The sequence below is a fragment of the Rhodococcus sp. NBC_00297 genome (assembly GCF_036173065.1).
In the GTDB taxonomy this organism is placed as follows: Bacteria; Actinomycetota; Actinomycetes; order Mycobacteriales; family Mycobacteriaceae; genus Rhodococcoides.
The window spans coordinates 4018216-4033285 of the sequence record NZ_CP108041.1 but is presented as its reverse complement, the minus strand read 5'-3'; the positions used below and the strand labels follow the sequence as shown (position 1 = coordinate 4033285).

The window sequence follows — 15070 nt, the reverse complement described above, 5'->3', positions numbered from 1 at the left end:
AGTCCACGCAGTCTCGTACGAGAAGTGGGACGAACGCGGGGGTGGACCGATGACGGCACGATGAACGGTTCTCCGATCTGGACGAGTCCGGGTCGCTCGGCGGCGCGGATGATGGCCGAGGACGTCACGGAAAGATTACGACGCGAACGATGATTCTGTCCACGAAGCCCGAGAACCCGTCGAAAACGGCGGATTCACCGACTGACGCCGCACGGAACCGACCGGGCGATCGGTTTCGTGCGGCGTCAGGGTGTCGAGCGAAGGTGTCGCTGCGTCAGGCGTAGCGACGTGCGCCGTCGAAGGGCATCGACGACAGCGGAGCGATCTTGACGGGCTGGCTCTCGGTGGACGCGTGGACGACGTTGCCGTTGCCCACGTACATGCCGGAGTGCGAGCCGCCGTAGAAGGACACGACGTCGCCGGGCTTCAGATCCGCCTGCGAGACGGGCACGCCGGCCGCGGCCTGGTCGTAGCTCGTGCGGGGAAGCTCGATACCGGCCTGCTGGTACGCCCACTTCATGAGACCGGAGCAGTCGAACGCACTGGGGCCTGCGGCTCCGTAGACGTACGGTGCGCCGACCTTGCTCTCGGCTGCCTGCACGGCGACCTGCGCGGCGCTGGACTGCGGTGCGGCCGGGCCGGGAAGCGCGGGGACCTGCGGCATGGGGGGAAGCTGGCTCAGGATCTGGTCCGGGACCTCGAAGGTGCCGATACCGGGGATCTCCACCGGTGCCGCGAAGGCGGGGGCGGCGGGGATGGCGACAGCGCCTGCGGTGAGCGCGCCGGCGACGAGAACGTTGCGGACCGGCCGCGAGGCAGTGCTGGGTTTGCGGTGTTTCGCCACGAAAAGATGTGCTCCGTTTCTTCCTGATATCCGCCGACCGAGTTAGCTGACGGGTTCGGGCTGGGAAGATCAGCCCTACCCGACGAGCCGCTGGTGCGACTGCGACGGGATTCACCCCGGTGTAACGGTGGGTTCCCGGTACGACCACCCGGAAGAGGTGGCCGATTAGGCGGTGACCTTGCGGCGCAGTCCCTGGTGGCTCTGCTCGACTCCGCAATGTCTCGGAAAGATTACGAAACGGCATCCCCGATGTCGAGCCCAGCCGACTCGTGTCGCGAAACGATCACGGTCCGACTCACCCCGCGGCGTGCTCCGGCCCCGCAGCGGGTCGGTCGTGGCCGGTCTCCTGCGGTGAGGGAATTTCTCTGCCTACCAACCGCAACCGGGGCACCAACCCGCTTTCCGCCAGAACGGCCATCGCCTCCTGTTCGTCCTGCTCGAGACGCATTCTGCGCGTGGCGAAGGGGGTGTCACGCGGGCCGCCGGCCGACGCCGCGGGCATGCCCGGCACCCCCAGCAACACCGAGACGACACAGTCCGAACACGCGTCTCCGCGCACGGTGCACTCGCCGCAATCGACAATCATGTGATCTCCGTCTCATTGTGGTTCCCGGTCTCTCGCCGTGATGTTCAGCCCGGATCACACCCGATCCGACGCTCGATCACGCCTCGGAAACGGACGCTAACGACGTGCACCGACACGGCGCGCTCGTCGTGGACGGACCGGGTCCCTGTCGGTGGGACCACCTACGGTGACGCACGTGACTGATGGTGCGACTGTGGTGTCGGGGCATGCACGCGGTGTGCAGCTGGCATTCGACGAACTGGACCAGTCGTTGCGCGACACGACCTTCGTGGTGGTGGACCTCGAGACCACCGGGGGCCGACCGGGCGAGGACGCGATCACCGAGATCGGTGCCGTCAAGGTTCGCGGCGGCCGGGTGATCGGTGAGATGGCGACGCTCGTGGACCCGGGCCGGTCCATTCCGCCCGCCATCGTCGCGTTGACGGGCATCACCGGTGCGATGCTTCTCGACGCCCCTCGTATCGAGCGGGTCCTGCCCACCTTCGTCGAGTTCGCCCGCGGCAGCGTGCTGGTGGCGCACAACGCGCGCTTCGACACCGCGTTCCTCCGCGCGGCGGCGACGCGAATGGATCTGGCGTGGCCGTCGTTCCGGGTGCTGTGCACCGTCACGCTCGCCCGGCGGGTGCTCACGCGCGACGAGGCACCGTCGGTCAAGCTGTCCTCGCTGGCCACCCTCTTCCAGGTGTCCACCAGGCCCACCCACCGGGCACTCGACGACGCCCGGGCCACCGTCGACGTCCTGCACGGGCTGATCGAACGGGTGGGCAACCAGGGCGTCCACAGCTATGCCGAACTCGTCGACTACCTGCCGACGGTGTCCTCGGCGCACCGCGCCAAACGCACGCTCGCGGCGGGCCTTCCGCACGCCCCCGGTGTCTATCTCTTCCGCGGACCGTCCGACGAGGTGCTCTACGTCGGCACCTCACGGAACCTCCACCGCCGTGTACGGAACTACTTCACGGGATCCGAGACCCGCGGACGCATGAAGGAGATGGTCGCCCTCGCGACCCGGGTCGACCACGTCGAGTGCAGCCATGCCATCGAGGCCGGCGTGCGCGAACTGAGGCTCATCAGTGCGCACACGCCCCCGTACAACCGTCGATCGAAGTACCCCCGCAAGGGCTGGTGGCTGACCCTGACGAGCGAGGCGTTCCCGCGCATCTCCATCGTCCGGACACCGGCGCCCGGCGCGCTCGGACCGTTCTCCGTTCGCGGGGCGGCAGCCGAGGCCGCCGCTCTCGTCGCCGAGCACACGCGGTTGCGCTCCTGCACCCACCGCATCGCCGCCTCGGCGGTGCACGACTGTTCCACCGAGGCCGTCGGTGGATGCACGGCGGCGACGGCGAGCCCGCTCACTCCCGAGGAGTACGCCGACGCGCCCGTCGCCTTCCGCGCTCTCACCGAGGGTGCCGACGCAGCGGTGCTCGATGCCGTCGCCGCCCGGATCGACGCACTGTCCGAGGATCTGCTCTTCGAGTCCGCGGCCCGCCTGCGCGACCGCGCGGCCACCCTGTTGACGGCCCTGCGGTCGGTGCAGCGGCTGCAGGCACTCGCGGCCATCGAGCAGTTGATCGCCGCGCGCCGCGCCGACGACGGCGGGTGGGAGTTCGTCGTCGTCCGGCACGGACGTCTCGCCAGTGCCGGTCGTTCCCGCCGCGGCGTCGCGCCCATGCCCGTGGTGGAAGCACTCGTCGCCGGTGCGGAGACCGTCGTGCCGGACGCCACTCCCCTACGCGGTGCCACGCCGGAGGAGGTGGCGCTGATCGCGCGGTGGCTCGAGTCGGGTGGCGTCCGCATCGTCGACACCACGGACGGATGGTGCGAACCGGCGCACGGAGCGGGGCGATGGGCACAGTGGTGCGCCGCCGTGCGCGACGTCGGACGCCGCGAGAAGGAACGCACGATGGCCTGGGGATGACCGCACGGCCGAGAACTAGGCTGACCCGCAGTTCGCCCTCTCACGACAGTTCGGAAGGTTCACCATGATCACCGCCATCGTTCTGATCCACGCCGAGGTGCACTCCATTCCGGAGACCGCGCGTGCCGTCGCCGACGTACCGGGTGTGTCCGAGGTGTACTCGTGCGCCGGCGACGTCGACCTGATCGCCGTGGTCAAGGTGCGTACGCACGAGGAGATCGCCGAGGTGATCACCGAGCGCGTCAACCGCGTCACCGGCGTGGTGCGGACAGACACGCACATCGCGTTCAAGTCCTACTCGAGCGCCGACGTCGACGCGGGCTTCTCCATCGGCGAGTGACTCAGGCCGACGTGAACGCCGCCCACCGCGTCAGCAGGGTCTGAGCGGCTCCGTCGTCCACCGCGGCGGCTGCCGTGGTCAACGCACCGGCCATCGCGTCCTCGAGCGAACCGTCGACGCCGCGGAACGCCGCGATGGCACCTGCTGCATTGAGCAGCACCGCGTCCCGCACGGGGCCTCGTTCGCCGCCGAACACCCGACGCGCCACGTCCGCGTTGTGTGCGGCGTCCCCGCCTCGGAGGGCATCGAGGGAGACCCGCTCGATACCGAGATCGCGTGGATCGAGCACCGCGTGGTCGACGACACCGTTCCGGACGACGCGCACCGACGTGGTCGTCGACGTGGTGATCTCGTCCAGCCCGTCGTCGCCGCGCACCACGAGGACGGAGTTGCCGCGCGCCGCGAACACGCCCGCGACGACGTCGATCAGATCGTCGAACGCGCATCCCACCAGACCGGCGCGCGGACTCGCAGGGTTCGTCAGCGGCCCGAGGACGTTGAACGCCGTGGGGATGCCGATCTCCTTGCGAGGCGCCGCGGCGAAGCGCAGCGCCGGGTGGAACACGGGCGCGAAGCAGAACCCGATGCCCAGCTCGGCGACACTCGCCGCGACCCGCTCCGGCCCCTGGTCGATACGCACGCCCAGCGCTTCCAACACGTCGGCTCCGCCGCTCTTGGACGAGGCGGCCCGGTTGCCGTGCTTGACCACCCGGATTCCCGCGGCCGCCACGACCACCGACGCCATCGTCGAGATGTTCACCGTGTGGGACCGATCGCCGCCCGTACCGACGATGTCGACGACGTCGTCGTCCACGGGCACGCGCTTGGCGTGGCCGAGCATCGAGTCGGCCAGTCCGCGCAGTTCGTCCGACGTGGGGCCCTTCATCTTGAGGGCGACACCAAAGGCAGCGATCTGGGCCGCGGTGGCGTTGTCCGACATGATCTCGTCCATCGCCCACGCCGTGTCGGCACCCGTCAGGTCCTGGCGTGATGCCAGGGCCCCGAGGACCTGTGCCCATGTACGCGTGCCATCCCCAGCGCTCATGAGCGGGAAGCCTAGTGCTCCGGCGATGCGTCCTCGGCAGCCGGTTGGAGGGCGTCCCAGCCCAGTACCACCCCGTCGCGCCGTTGGGCCAACCCCGCCATCCGTGACCGTTCCTGCGAGCAGTGCAGCGCGTCGAGCACCTGCACCCGCTGCAGCACCAGGACGGTCGCGTCGGAGACACCGCCGGGCAGATGCCCGGGAGTCTGCGCCATGGGACCTGCGGTCGCCTCGCTGTAACCGTCCTGCGCCGCCACCGACACCGCGTCGGCGATCTGATCGGCGGGGAGGAGCAGGTGGTGGCGCAACACCACGTCGTCGTCCGCGGACCAGAGGGGATCCGTGTGCGCCGCGCGCTCGAGGGTCGTCGAGCACGCCTCCACGTCGTCGAAGCACGACGCGACCACGACGAGGTCCGCGCGAGTGGGGTCGAGGGGCTCCGGAGCCGCCCGGCCGAACAGCCGCTGCCACCACCGTGTCCGCCCACGACCAGAGCCCGAAGTCATGTCACGACAGTGCCAGATGCCGCCGGAACCGGTCCCGGAGTCGCTCGGGAGGCATCGAGTCTGAAGCTCGGGTCGAGACTCCGGCGTGCGGGATACATCACGGGCGCGGGGGTCGACGGAACCCGGTCCGACGTGCACAGACGAGTACTATTGAACAGAAAGTCCAGGAAGACGGGCCGACCGGACCACGAGGAGGCATTCTGTGTCACGCGCGCGCGAACGATGCTCGACTCGCCAATACCGCCCCGGCTATGCCATCCGTACTACGACGAGTCATACTTCTCGATGTGACGAGCGCAGTAGGTACTTCGGGATCCGCCATCACCCAGCGTGTCCACTCGCTGAACCGACCGAACATGGTCAGCGTGGGCACCATCGTGTGGCTGTCCAGCGAGTTGATGTTCTTTGCCGGCCTCTTCGCGATGTATTTCGTCGCGCGGGCTCAGGCCGCTCCCGGCCAGTGGCCGCCGGAGCCGACCGAGCTCAACCTGACGCTGGCCGTCCCCGTGACCGCGGTGCTCATCGCATCGTCCTTCACCTGCCAGCTGGGCGTGTTCGCCGCCGAGCGTGGCGACGTGTTCGGACTGCGTCGCTGGTACACGATCACTCTGGCCATGGGCGCGTTCTTCGTCGCCGGCCAGGGCTACGAGTACTACCACCTCGTCCACGAGGGCACCTCGATCTCGAGCAGCGTCTACGGCTCCGTCTTCTACATCACCACCGGCTTCCACGGCCTGCACGTGATCGGCGGTCTGATCGCCTTCGTCTTCCTGATCGCCCGCACCCTGGTCAGCAAGTTCACGCCGGCTCAGGCCACCGCCGCCATCGTCGTGTCGTACTACTGGCACTTCGTCGACATCGTCTGGATCGCGCTGTTCGCGACGATCTACTTCATCCGCTGACCGAGCAGGCGTCGAATACCCGATGACAGCCTCATCGGTCGCATCCGACAAGCCGTCCCGACACGACAAGGGATACAGATGAGTTCCTCTCCCCCCGCCACTCCCGACGACGACGGCACTGTCGTGTCCGCCGGTACGCCGGACGCCTCGGCGACCAAGGCGCGTCGCAAGCGTCGTACCCGTCGCCGGGTCAGTGGCGCCATGGCGCTGTTCATGGGTCTCGTCGGCGCGGGCTTCCTCGCCGCCGCCCTCACCCCCGACGCCCAGGTCGCCACCGCGCAGGAAGACAGCGCGGCCATGGTGCGCGAAGGCCAGCAGATCTACGACACGTCCTGCGTGACGTGCCACGGCGCCAACCTCCAGGGTGTCCAGGACCGCGGACCGTCCCTCATCGGCGTCGGCGAAGCAGCCGTCTACTTCCAGGTCTCTTCCGGTCGCATGCCGATGGCGCGCAACGAGGCCCAGGCCGAGCGGAAGCCCCCGAAGTACAACCAGTCGCAGGTCGACGCTCTCGGCGCCTACATCCAGGCCAACGGCGGCGGACCCACGGTGGTGCGCACCGACAACGGTGAGATCGCGCAGGACTCACTCCGTGGCGGCGACATCGCCCGCGGCAGCGAGCTCTTCCGCCTCAACTGCGCGTCCTGCCACAACTTCACCGGTCGCGGCGGCGCGCTGTCCTCGGGCAAGTACGCACCCACACTCGACCCGGCGAACGAGCAGCAGATCTACCAGGCGATGGTCACCGGCCCGCAGAACATGCCCAAGTTCTCGGACCGCCAGCTCACGCCCGAAGAGAAGAAAGACATCATCGCGTACGTCAAGTCCTCCTCCGAGACGCAGCCTCCCGGTGGATACGGACTCGGCGGCTTCGGCCCCGGTACGGAAGCCATCGCCATCTGGGTGGTCGGCATCGGAGCGGTCGTCGCAGCAGCACTGTGGATCGGAGTGAGGTCATGAGCGACGACAACCGCAAGGACGACGGCGTGCCCGGCGATCCGAACAAGTTCCCCGAGGGCTTCGACCCGGACCGCAAGTACACGGACGAGGAACTGGCCGCCATGAGCCGCGACGAGCTCGTCGCACTCGGCACCAACCTCGATCACGTGGACGTGGCGTTCCGTCGCGCACGCTGGCCCGTCCCCGGAACCAAGGCCGAGAAGCGCGCCGAGCGCAGCGTCAGCCTCTGGTTCTTCCTGGCGGGTGTGTCGGCAGTGGCCTTCATCGCCATCTACCTGTTCTGGCCGTGGCAGTACGCCGGCATGGGCGAGGACAGCTACGGGCTGTACAGCCTGTACACACCGCTCATCGGTCTCACCATGGGTCTCGCGATCATCGGTGTCGGCGTCGGTGCCGTGCAGTTCACCAAGAAGTTCATCCCCGAAGAGGTGTCCATCCAGGACCGCCACGACGGTGGATCGAGCGAGGTGGACAAGAAGACGGTCGTCGCCGAGCTCAGCGACTCCTTCGACACCTCCACGCTGGGTCGACGCAAGATGATCAAGCGCAGCCTCGTCTTCGGCGGCGGCGCGCTCGGCGTCATGTCGATCCTCCCGCTCGGCGGTCTGATCAAGAACCCGTGGGCCGAGGGCGACGAGTCCTCGCTCTGGGTCTCGGGTTGGACGCCGAACTACGAGGGCGAGACCGTCTACCTGCGTCGCTACACCGGACGCGTCGACGACATCGTTCTCGTCCGCCCGGAGGATCTCGACGCCGGCGCCATGGAGACCGTCTTCCCGTTCCGTGAGTCGGAGCGTGGAAACGAGGAGGAGCTCTCGCACGCACTGAAGGGCATCCGCAACGCGGTCATGCTCATCCGTCTGCGTACCGAGGACGCCGACCGCACCATCAAGCGGAAGGGCCAGGAGAGCTTCAACTACGGCGACTACTTCGCCTACTCGAAGATCTGCACCCACCTCGGGTGCCCCACATCGTTGTACGAGCAGCAGACCAACCGGATCCTGTGCCCGTGCCACCAGTCGCAATTCGACGCGTTGGAGTACGCCAAGCCGATCTTCGGACCGGCCGCCCGCGCTCTTCCGCAGCTGCCCATCACGGTCAACGACGAGGGCTACCTCGTCGCCGCGGGCGATTTCATCGAGCCGCTCGGACCCGCCTACTGGGAACGTCCGGCCGGAGTACACGAGCAGGAGAGCGCTTCTGCTGCGTCGTCATCGGAAGGTTCACGATGAGTCCATCCATCGCCACGCTCGCTGCGAAGCAAGCCGAGGACGTCGACTCCCGCTATCACCTCTCAGCGGGTATGCGTCGTCAGATCAACAAGGTCTTCCCCACCCACTGGTCGTTCCTGCTGGGCGAGATCGCGCTGTACAGCTTCGTCATCCTGCTGCTGTCCGGTACGTACTTGACCCTCTTCTACGACCCCTCCATGACGGAGACCACCTACCAGGGCGCCTACGCTCCCCTGCGCGGTGTCGAGATGACCAAGGCGTACGCCACCACGCTGGACCTGTCCTTCGAGGTGCGCGGCGGTCTGTTCATCCGCCAGATCCACCACTGGGCAGCTCTGCTGTTCGCCTGCTCGATCATCGTGCACATGATGCGCATCTTCTTCACCGGTGCGTTCCGTCGCCCGCGTGAGGCGAACTGGGTCATCGGCTCGCTGCTGCTCATCCTGGCGATGTTCGAGGGCTTCTTCGGCTACTCGCTCCCCGACGACCTGCTGTCCGGTACCGGCCTGCGCGCCGCCTTCTCGGGCATCACGATCTCCATCCCGGTCATCGGAACGTGGATGCACTGGCTGATCTTCAACGGTGACTTCCCCGGCACGCTGATCATCCCGCGCCTGTACGTCGCGCACGTGCTGCTCCTGCCCGCCATCATCCTGGCGCTCATCGCAGCTCACCTCGCGCTCGTCTGGTACCAGAAGCACACGCAGTTCCCCGGCCCCGGCCGCACCGAGACCAACGTGGTGGGTGTCCGCATCCTCCCGGTCTTCGCGGTCAAGTCCGGCGCCTTCTTCGCCATGACCTTCGGTGTCCTCGCGGTCATGGGTGGCGTACTGCAGATCAACCCGGTGTGGGCTCTGGGCCCGTACAACCCGTCGCAGGTCTCGGCCGGCTCGCAGCCCGACTTCTACATGATGTGGACGGACGGCCTGGCTCGACTGTGGCCCGCGTGGGAGCTCTACATCGGCAACTACATGATCCCGGCCGTCTTCTGGGTCGCCGTCATCATGGGTGCGGTGTTCGCGATCATGATCGCGTACCCCTGGATCGAGAAGCGCTTCACCAAGGACGACGCTCACCACAACCTGCTGCAGCGTCCCCGCGACGTTCCGGTGCGTACCGCGGTCGGCGCCATGGCGATCGCCTTCTACGTGGTCCTGACGCTCAGCTGCGTCAACGACATCATCGCGTACAAGTTCTCGATCTCCCTGAACGCGATGACCTGGATCGGCCGCATCGGCCTCGTGGTCCTGCCTCCGATCGTCTACCTGCTGACCTACCGCTTCTGCATCGGTCTCCAGCGCAGCGATCGCCAGGTGCTCGAGCACGGCATCGAGACGGGTGTCATCAAGCGTCTGCCCCACGGCGCCTACGTCGAGATCCACCAGCCCCTCGGCCCGGTCGACGATCACGGCCACCCGATCCCGCTCGAGTACCAGGGTGCTGCGATCCCGAAGAAGATGAACAAGCTCGGTTCCGCCGGCAAGCCCGGCTCGGGCAGCATCTTCACTCCGGACTCGGACGAGGAGCACCGGCTGCACGAGCGTCTGTCGCACGAGGGTGAGCACGATCAGCTCACCATGCTCCGCACCTACCAGGCGAAGATCCTGTCGCAGGGCAACGGGCACTCGAACGGCAACGGCTCGTCCAACGGCAACGGTCACGGACCGGAGTCCAACGGGCACTGAGCGACCCGCTGAACGGTAGAAGAGGCGCCACCCACTCGGGTGGCGCCTCTTCTCGTCTGTCCCCTCCCCCACCGCTCGTTCCCGCACCCGTCGTCGCTCGGCGAGGCGGGGTGTCAGCGCAGTCCGAGATCCGCGCCGGCGGATCGGGATGCCACCCACCACTCTTGTGTGCAGTGATCCGCGCCCACCGCGGATCACTGCACACGAACACCCCGCCCCAGCAGATCCGGTGCACTGGACCGTGTGGAGCGCGGGCTACTGCACTGAATCCCACCGCTCCGCCGAGGCGAGGAACGGCAGCAGCGCGTCGACGAGGTGGTGCGGGGCCTGCTCGGCCATGTGGTGTCCCGAATCGATGCCGTGCCCGACGACGCCCGGCGCCCACGCACGCCAGATGGTCAACGGGTCGCCGTACAACTCCTCGAGGTCGTCCCGTGTGGACCACAGCACCTGCACCGGCACGGCCAACGTCCTCCCCTGCGCTCGGTCGGCGCGTTCGTGGTCAGCGTCGACAGTGAGTCCCGCTCGGTAGTCCTCGAGCATCGCGCGTACGACATCGGGATCGTGGATCGCCGTCAGCCACTCACGGTGGTTCTCCACTCCCATGAAGGCCGGATCGCCGCGGTACCACGAAGAGGGATCGGCAGTGATGGCGCGCTCGGGGAGGTCGGGCTGGGCGTAGAAGAACCAGTGCCACCATCGGGTCGCGAATCGACTGTCCGCCCGGTCGAGGTGCTCGCTGACGGGGATGCAGTCGAGCAGGGACAGCGCGGCCACGAGGCTCGGGTGGTCGAGGGACAGGCGCAGGGCCACGTAACTTCCACGGTCGTGACCGACCACGGCGAAGCGTCGGTGCCCGAGTGCGGCCATCACCTGCACCATGTCCGAGGCCATCGCCCGCTTCGAGTGTGCGGAGTGGTCGGGTGTCGGCGCCGGGCCCTGCGAGCGGCCGCACCCGCGCAAGTCCGGGCAGACGACCGTATGTCCTGCGTCGACCAGCAGGGGGGCGACACGGTGCCACGTCGCCGACGTACGCGGGTGCCCGTGCAGCAACAGCACGGGGAGATCGCCCGCGCCGCAGTGCCGGGTGAGGATCGACGCGGCCTCGACCTCGATCATCGATTCGTCGAAGTTCTCGAACACGTCGTCATCATCGCGCGAGCGGCCGGCTGGGCCCCAGTCTCCGCACCCTTCCTCGCGTCACGCATGCGTATTGCTCGGCAAGGCGACGTGCGACGACGCAGCGTGGGTGCGGGAACACCGGAGGCGCGAGAAGCCCACCAGGAGGGCGCAATCCTACCGCACCGACGCCGAACGCCCCCGACCACAGGCCGGGGGCGTTCGGGGTGGAGCCGTGTCAGTGCTTCTCGGGTCCCACGTGGTATTCGAAGACCAGTCCGGCTGCGGCGGCGATGATGGCGAGGGCGCCGACCGCGAGCATCCAGGGCTCGTAGAACGCGAACGCCAGGGCCATGAAGGCGGCGCATCCGGCGAGGATGATGGGCCAGAAGCTACCGGGGCTGAAGAAGCCCAGGTCGCCTGAACCGTCGGCGATCTCCGCGTCGTCGTAGTCCTCGGGACGGGTGTCCAGTCGACGAGCGACGAACCGGAAGTACGTTCCGACGATCAGCGTCAGGCCCGCCGAGAGGGCGATGGCGGTGAGGCCGGCCCACTCGATGCCGGTCCGCGAGAAGCCGGTGAACACGCCGTAGAGGATTCCGACGAGGATGAAGAACCCGGTCAGGATCTCGAAGAGTTTCGCTTCGATCTTCATGAGATGTCAGTTTCCTTCTGCCACGGTCGCAGCCTTGACGGTGCGGTCGGTGTTGAACGGCGAGGTGGAGGTCGCGCGAGGCTCTTCGCCGATGGACTCCAGCGCCTGAGCGTTGGTCTGGCCGTCGCGACGCGCCGCCATGTAGTTCTCGAAGGCCTCGGGGCTGACCGCGCGAACCTCGAAGTTCATCATCGCGTGGTACGTGCCGCACATCTCGGCGCAGCGCCCGACGAAGGCACCCTCACGCTCGATCTCGCTGATCTGGAACACGTTGTCGGAGTTGTTCTCGTCCGGGTTCGGCATGACGTCGCGCTTGAACAGGAACTCGGGAACCCAGAACGAGTGGATGACATCGGAGGACGCGATCTCGAACTCGATGCGCTTGCCGGTGGGCAGCACGAGGATCGGGACCTCGGAGCTGGAGCCGACGGTCTCGACCTCGTTGTAGTGCAGGTACGACTGGTCCGACTTCTCGCGGCCGAACAGCGGGCCCGGCTCCTCACCCTCGGGGGTGCCGGCCTCCTCTGCTGCCTGCTCGCGCTCCTGGTCGGTGCCGTCGTACAGCGGCTGCCCGTCCTTGAGGTCGACGGTGCGGTAGCCGAACTTCCAGTTCCACTGGAACGCGGTGACGTCGACGACCACGTCGGGGTTGTCCTGCTTCTCCTGGACGTAGTTCTGCACAACGACCGTGAAGTAGAAGAGGACGGCGATGATGACGAACGGCACGGCCGTGTAGAACAGCTCGAGCGGGACGTTGTACGCGGTCTGGCGCGGGAACTCCGGCGAGTCCTTCTTCTTGCGGTGGAACGCCACCGTCCAGAAGGTCAGGCCCCACACGATGACGCCCATGATGAGCGCCGCGATGACGGACCACGTCCACAGCTCGCGCATCCGCTCGGCCTGCGGCGTGACGCCCGACGGCCATCCGAATCGAAGTACGGAATTGTCGATGCCGCAGCCCGACAGCACCACGGCGGCCACTGCAAGAGAGGCCACCAATCCGACTCGTCGTGTCGTCCGACGACCGGATCCACCACCACGCTGCGCCACGATCACGCCTTCCTGATTGCCAGATGGAGAGTACGAGAACCGTCCGGACGAGCCACCGAAGTCGCTCACACGCACGAGGTACTCGTGTACTACGCAGCGTAGACCAAAGCGGGCTCGGTTCTCGTGTCGGGTCGGGTGCGAGTTGGGTGGCGACACCGGGCCCGGCCGGTCACTTCGGCGTTCCCGCCGCACTGCGGCATACTCGGACCGATGCGCGTCGGGCCGTCGAGGTCCCGGCGACGCCTGTGACCAGGCCCGCTACCGGGCCGACACCCGAACGAAACGAGGCGTACCGACCGTGTGTGGACTGCTGGGACTGCTGACGTCGAACGCATCCGCGGAAGATGTCGTCGATGCCGTCGGCCACGCGTCGCACTGCATGCGACACCGCGGGCCGGACGAGCCGGGAACGTGGCACGACGACGATCTGGCGCTGGGCTTCAACCGGCTCTCGATCATCGACATCGAGCACTCGCACCAGCCGCTCCGCTGGGGTCCCGCGGAGAGTCCGGAGCGCTACGCGCTGGTGTTCAACGGCGAGATCTACAACTACCTCGAACTGCGCGAGACGTTGGCACGCGAGCACGGCGCGACGTTCGCCACCGAGGGTGACGGCGAGGCCATTCTCGCCGCGTTCCACTTCTGGGGCGACGATGCCGTTCGACGCCTGCGGGGCATGTTCGCCTTCGCGCTGTGGGACACCGAGAAGCGGGAACTGTTCCTCGCGCGTGACCCGTTCGGCATCAAGCCGCTGTTCTACTCGACGGGCGCCGCGGGCACCGCGTTCGCGAGCGAGAAGAAGAGCATTCTCGAACTCCTCGAGTCGTTGGGCGTGTCCGACGAGCTCGACCCCCGCGCCCTGGAGCACTACACGGTGCTGCAGTACGTGCCGGAACCCGAGACGCTCCACGCGGGCATTCGTCGCCTGGAGTCCGGCTGCACCGCTCGCCTGACTCCCGGCTCCGAGCCGACCGTCACTCGCTACTTCCGGCCGACGTTCCCGGTGCGTCCCGTCCCGTCGGGCACCGAGGCGGCGCGCTACCGCGAGATCGCCGAGGCGCTCGAGGACTCCGTCGCCAAGCACATGCGTGCCGACGTCACCGTCGGCTCGTTCCTGTCCGGCGGCATCGACTCCACGGCGATCGCCGCGCTCGCCATGCGGCACAACCCGGATCTGGTCACCTTCACCACCGGTTTCGAGCGTGAGGGCTACTCCGAGGTGGACGTCGCGGCCGAGTCGGCCGCTGCGATCGGCGCCAAGCACGTCATCAAGGTCGTCGGGCCCGAGGAGTTCGCCGCGGCGATCCCCGAGATCGTCTGGTATCTCGACGATCCGGTGGCGGACCCGGCGCTGGTGCCGCTCTACTTCGTCGCCAAGGAAGCACGGAAGCACGTCAAGGTGGTGCTGTCGGGCGAGGGTGCGGACGAGTTGTTCGGCGGATACACCATCTACCGGGAGCCGTTGTCGCTCGCACCGTTCGAGAAGCTGCCACCCTCCCTGCGACGCGCCGCCGGTCGACTGAGTGAGCGCATCCCGGAGGGCACCCGCGGCAAGAGTCTCCTGCACCGCGGGTCGATGAGCCTGGAGGAGCGCTACTACGGCAATGCGCGCAGCTTCAACGATGCGCAGTTGCGGTCGGTGTTGCGCGAGTTCCGGCCCGAGTGGACCCACCAGGACGTGACGGCGCCGATCTACGCCCAGTCCGCCGGCTGGGACCCGGTGGCGCGGATGCAGCATCTGGACCTGTTCACGTGGCTGCGCGGCGACATCCTGGTGAAGGCCGACAAGATCACGATGGCCAACTCGTTGGAGTTGCGCGTGCCGTTCCTCGACAACGAGGTGTTCCGGGTGGCGGAGCAGTTGCCGCTGGAGCAGAAGATCACGAAGTCGACGACGAAGTACGCGCTACGCAAAGCACTCGACGGCATCGTGCCCGATCATGTGCTCAACCGCGCGAAGCTGGGTTTCCCTGTGCCGCTTCGGCATTGGCTGCGGGGCACCGAGCTCTTCGACTGGGCGCACCAGCAGATCGCCGATTCCCAGACCGATCACCTGCTCGACAAGGCCGCGATCACCCGCATGCTGAACGACCACCGCGAGGGACGCAGCGATCACAGCCGCCGGTTGTGGACCGTGCTCATCTTCATGGTGTGGCACGGCATCTTCGTCGAGAAGCGCATCGTGCCGGCCATCGCCGAACCCACGTACCCGGTTCGGCTCTAGCCGGCAG

Annotated in this window: 14 protein-coding genes and 1 riboswitch; of the genes, 7 read left to right on the top strand and 7 right to left on the bottom strand. The window is 67.6% G+C overall.

Going from position 1 to position 15070, the window contains the following annotated elements; genetic code table 11:
* Positions 1-274: 274 nt before the first annotated feature.
* Together OG947_RS19060 and OG947_RS19055 are read right to left on the bottom strand one after the other, a co-directional pair.
* On the bottom strand, positions 275-844 hold the full coding sequence (locus tag OG947_RS19060; protein ID WP_027505820.1) for a C40 family peptidase: 570 nt from the start codon (positions 842-844) through the stop codon (positions 275-277).
* A 16-nt stretch (positions 845-860) separates the two neighbouring features.
* A riboswitch (cyclic di-AMP (ydaO/yuaA leader) is annotated at positions 861-1026 on the bottom strand.
* Between the two features lie 113 nt (positions 1027-1139).
* Positions 1140-1430, bottom strand: a complete 291-nt coding sequence (locus tag OG947_RS19055) for a hypothetical protein (RefSeq protein WP_261769350.1) — start codon at positions 1428-1430, stop codon at positions 1140-1142.
* Between the two features lie 175 nt (positions 1431-1605).
* Here OG947_RS19055 and OG947_RS19050 point away from each other — a divergent pair, with 175 nt between their 5' ends.
* Together OG947_RS19050 and OG947_RS19045 are read left to right on the top strand one after the other, a co-directional pair.
* Positions 1606-3348: a DEDD exonuclease domain-containing protein gene (locus OG947_RS19050; protein WP_231476318.1), complete on the top strand. Its 1743-nt coding sequence runs from the start codon at positions 1606-1608 to the stop codon at positions 3346-3348.
* Positions 3349-3412: 64 nt separating this feature from the next.
* Positions 3413-3688: an Lrp/AsnC family transcriptional regulator gene (locus OG947_RS19045; protein WP_027505818.1), complete on the top strand. Its 276-nt coding sequence runs from the start codon at positions 3413-3415 to the stop codon at positions 3686-3688.
* Between the two features lies 1 nt (position 3689).
* Here the strand turns inward: OG947_RS19045 and trpD are convergent, their stop codons facing one another.
* Positions 3690-4733, bottom strand: coding sequence for an anthranilate phosphoribosyltransferase (gene trpD / locus OG947_RS19040; RefSeq protein ID WP_027505817.1), 1044 nt, complete (start codon positions 4731-4733; stop codon positions 3690-3692).
* An 11-nt stretch (positions 4734-4744) separates the two neighbouring features.
* Positions 4745-5236 carry a hypothetical protein gene (locus OG947_RS19035; protein ID WP_222630532.1) on the bottom strand — a complete coding sequence of 164 codons (492 nt, stop codon included), beginning with the start codon at positions 5234-5236 and terminating at the stop codon, positions 4745-4747.
* A 287-nt stretch (positions 5237-5523) separates the two neighbouring features.
* Between OG947_RS19035 and ctaE the strand changes: the two genes are divergently transcribed.
* The 4 genes from ctaE to qcrB all read left to right on the top strand — a co-directional run bounded on the left by ctaE (position 5524) and on the right by qcrB (position 10015).
* The gene (gene ctaE, locus OG947_RS19030; protein ID WP_027505815.1) at positions 5524-6138 is read left to right on the top strand and encodes an aa3-type cytochrome oxidase subunit III; all 615 of its coding nucleotides are present in this window, start codon (positions 5524-5526) and stop codon (positions 6136-6138) included.
* 78 nt (positions 6139-6216) lie between these two features.
* A complete protein-coding gene (qcrC, locus tag OG947_RS19025; RefSeq protein ID WP_056446281.1) occupies positions 6217-7098 on the top strand; it encodes a cytochrome bc1 complex diheme cytochrome c subunit in 882 nt (293 codons plus the stop codon).
* The gene (qcrA, locus tag OG947_RS19020; protein ID WP_081821261.1) at positions 7095-8330 is read left to right on the top strand and encodes a cytochrome bc1 complex Rieske iron-sulfur subunit; all 1236 of its coding nucleotides are present in this window, start codon (positions 7095-7097) and stop codon (positions 8328-8330) included. The genes qcrC and qcrA overlap by 4 nt, the downstream gene beginning before the upstream one ends.
* Positions 8327-10015 (top strand): cytochrome bc1 complex cytochrome b subunit, encoded by a 1689-nt coding sequence (gene qcrB, locus OG947_RS19015; RefSeq protein WP_328812632.1) that lies wholly within the window; start codon positions 8327-8329, stop codon positions 10013-10015. The genes qcrA and qcrB overlap by 4 nt, the downstream gene beginning before the upstream one ends.
* A 255-nt stretch (positions 10016-10270) precedes the next feature.
* On the opposite strand, the gene OG947_RS19010 is transcribed toward qcrB, so the two are convergent.
* The 3 genes from OG947_RS19010 to ctaC form a co-directional block, all read right to left on the bottom strand.
* Entirely contained in the window at positions 10271-11158 is an 888-nt protein-coding gene (locus OG947_RS19010) for an alpha/beta fold hydrolase (protein WP_328812631.1), read from the bottom strand.
* 214 nt (positions 11159-11372) lie between these two features.
* Complete coding sequence (locus tag OG947_RS19005; protein ID WP_027505813.1) at positions 11373-11789, bottom strand: cytochrome c oxidase subunit 4; 417 nt, start codon at positions 11787-11789, stop codon at positions 11373-11375.
* 6 nt (positions 11790-11795) lie between these two features.
* Complete coding sequence (gene ctaC / locus OG947_RS19000) at positions 11796-12842, bottom strand: aa3-type cytochrome oxidase subunit II (RefSeq protein ID WP_371831725.1); 1047 nt, start codon at positions 12840-12842, stop codon at positions 11796-11798.
* 295 nt (positions 12843-13137) lie between these two features.
* Here ctaC and asnB point away from each other — a divergent pair, with 295 nt between their 5' ends.
* Positions 13138-15063, top strand: coding sequence for an asparagine synthase (glutamine-hydrolyzing) (gene asnB, locus OG947_RS18995; RefSeq protein ID WP_027505811.1), 1926 nt, complete (start codon positions 13138-13140; stop codon positions 15061-15063).
* The last annotated feature ends 7 nt before the right edge of the window (positions 15064-15070 follow it).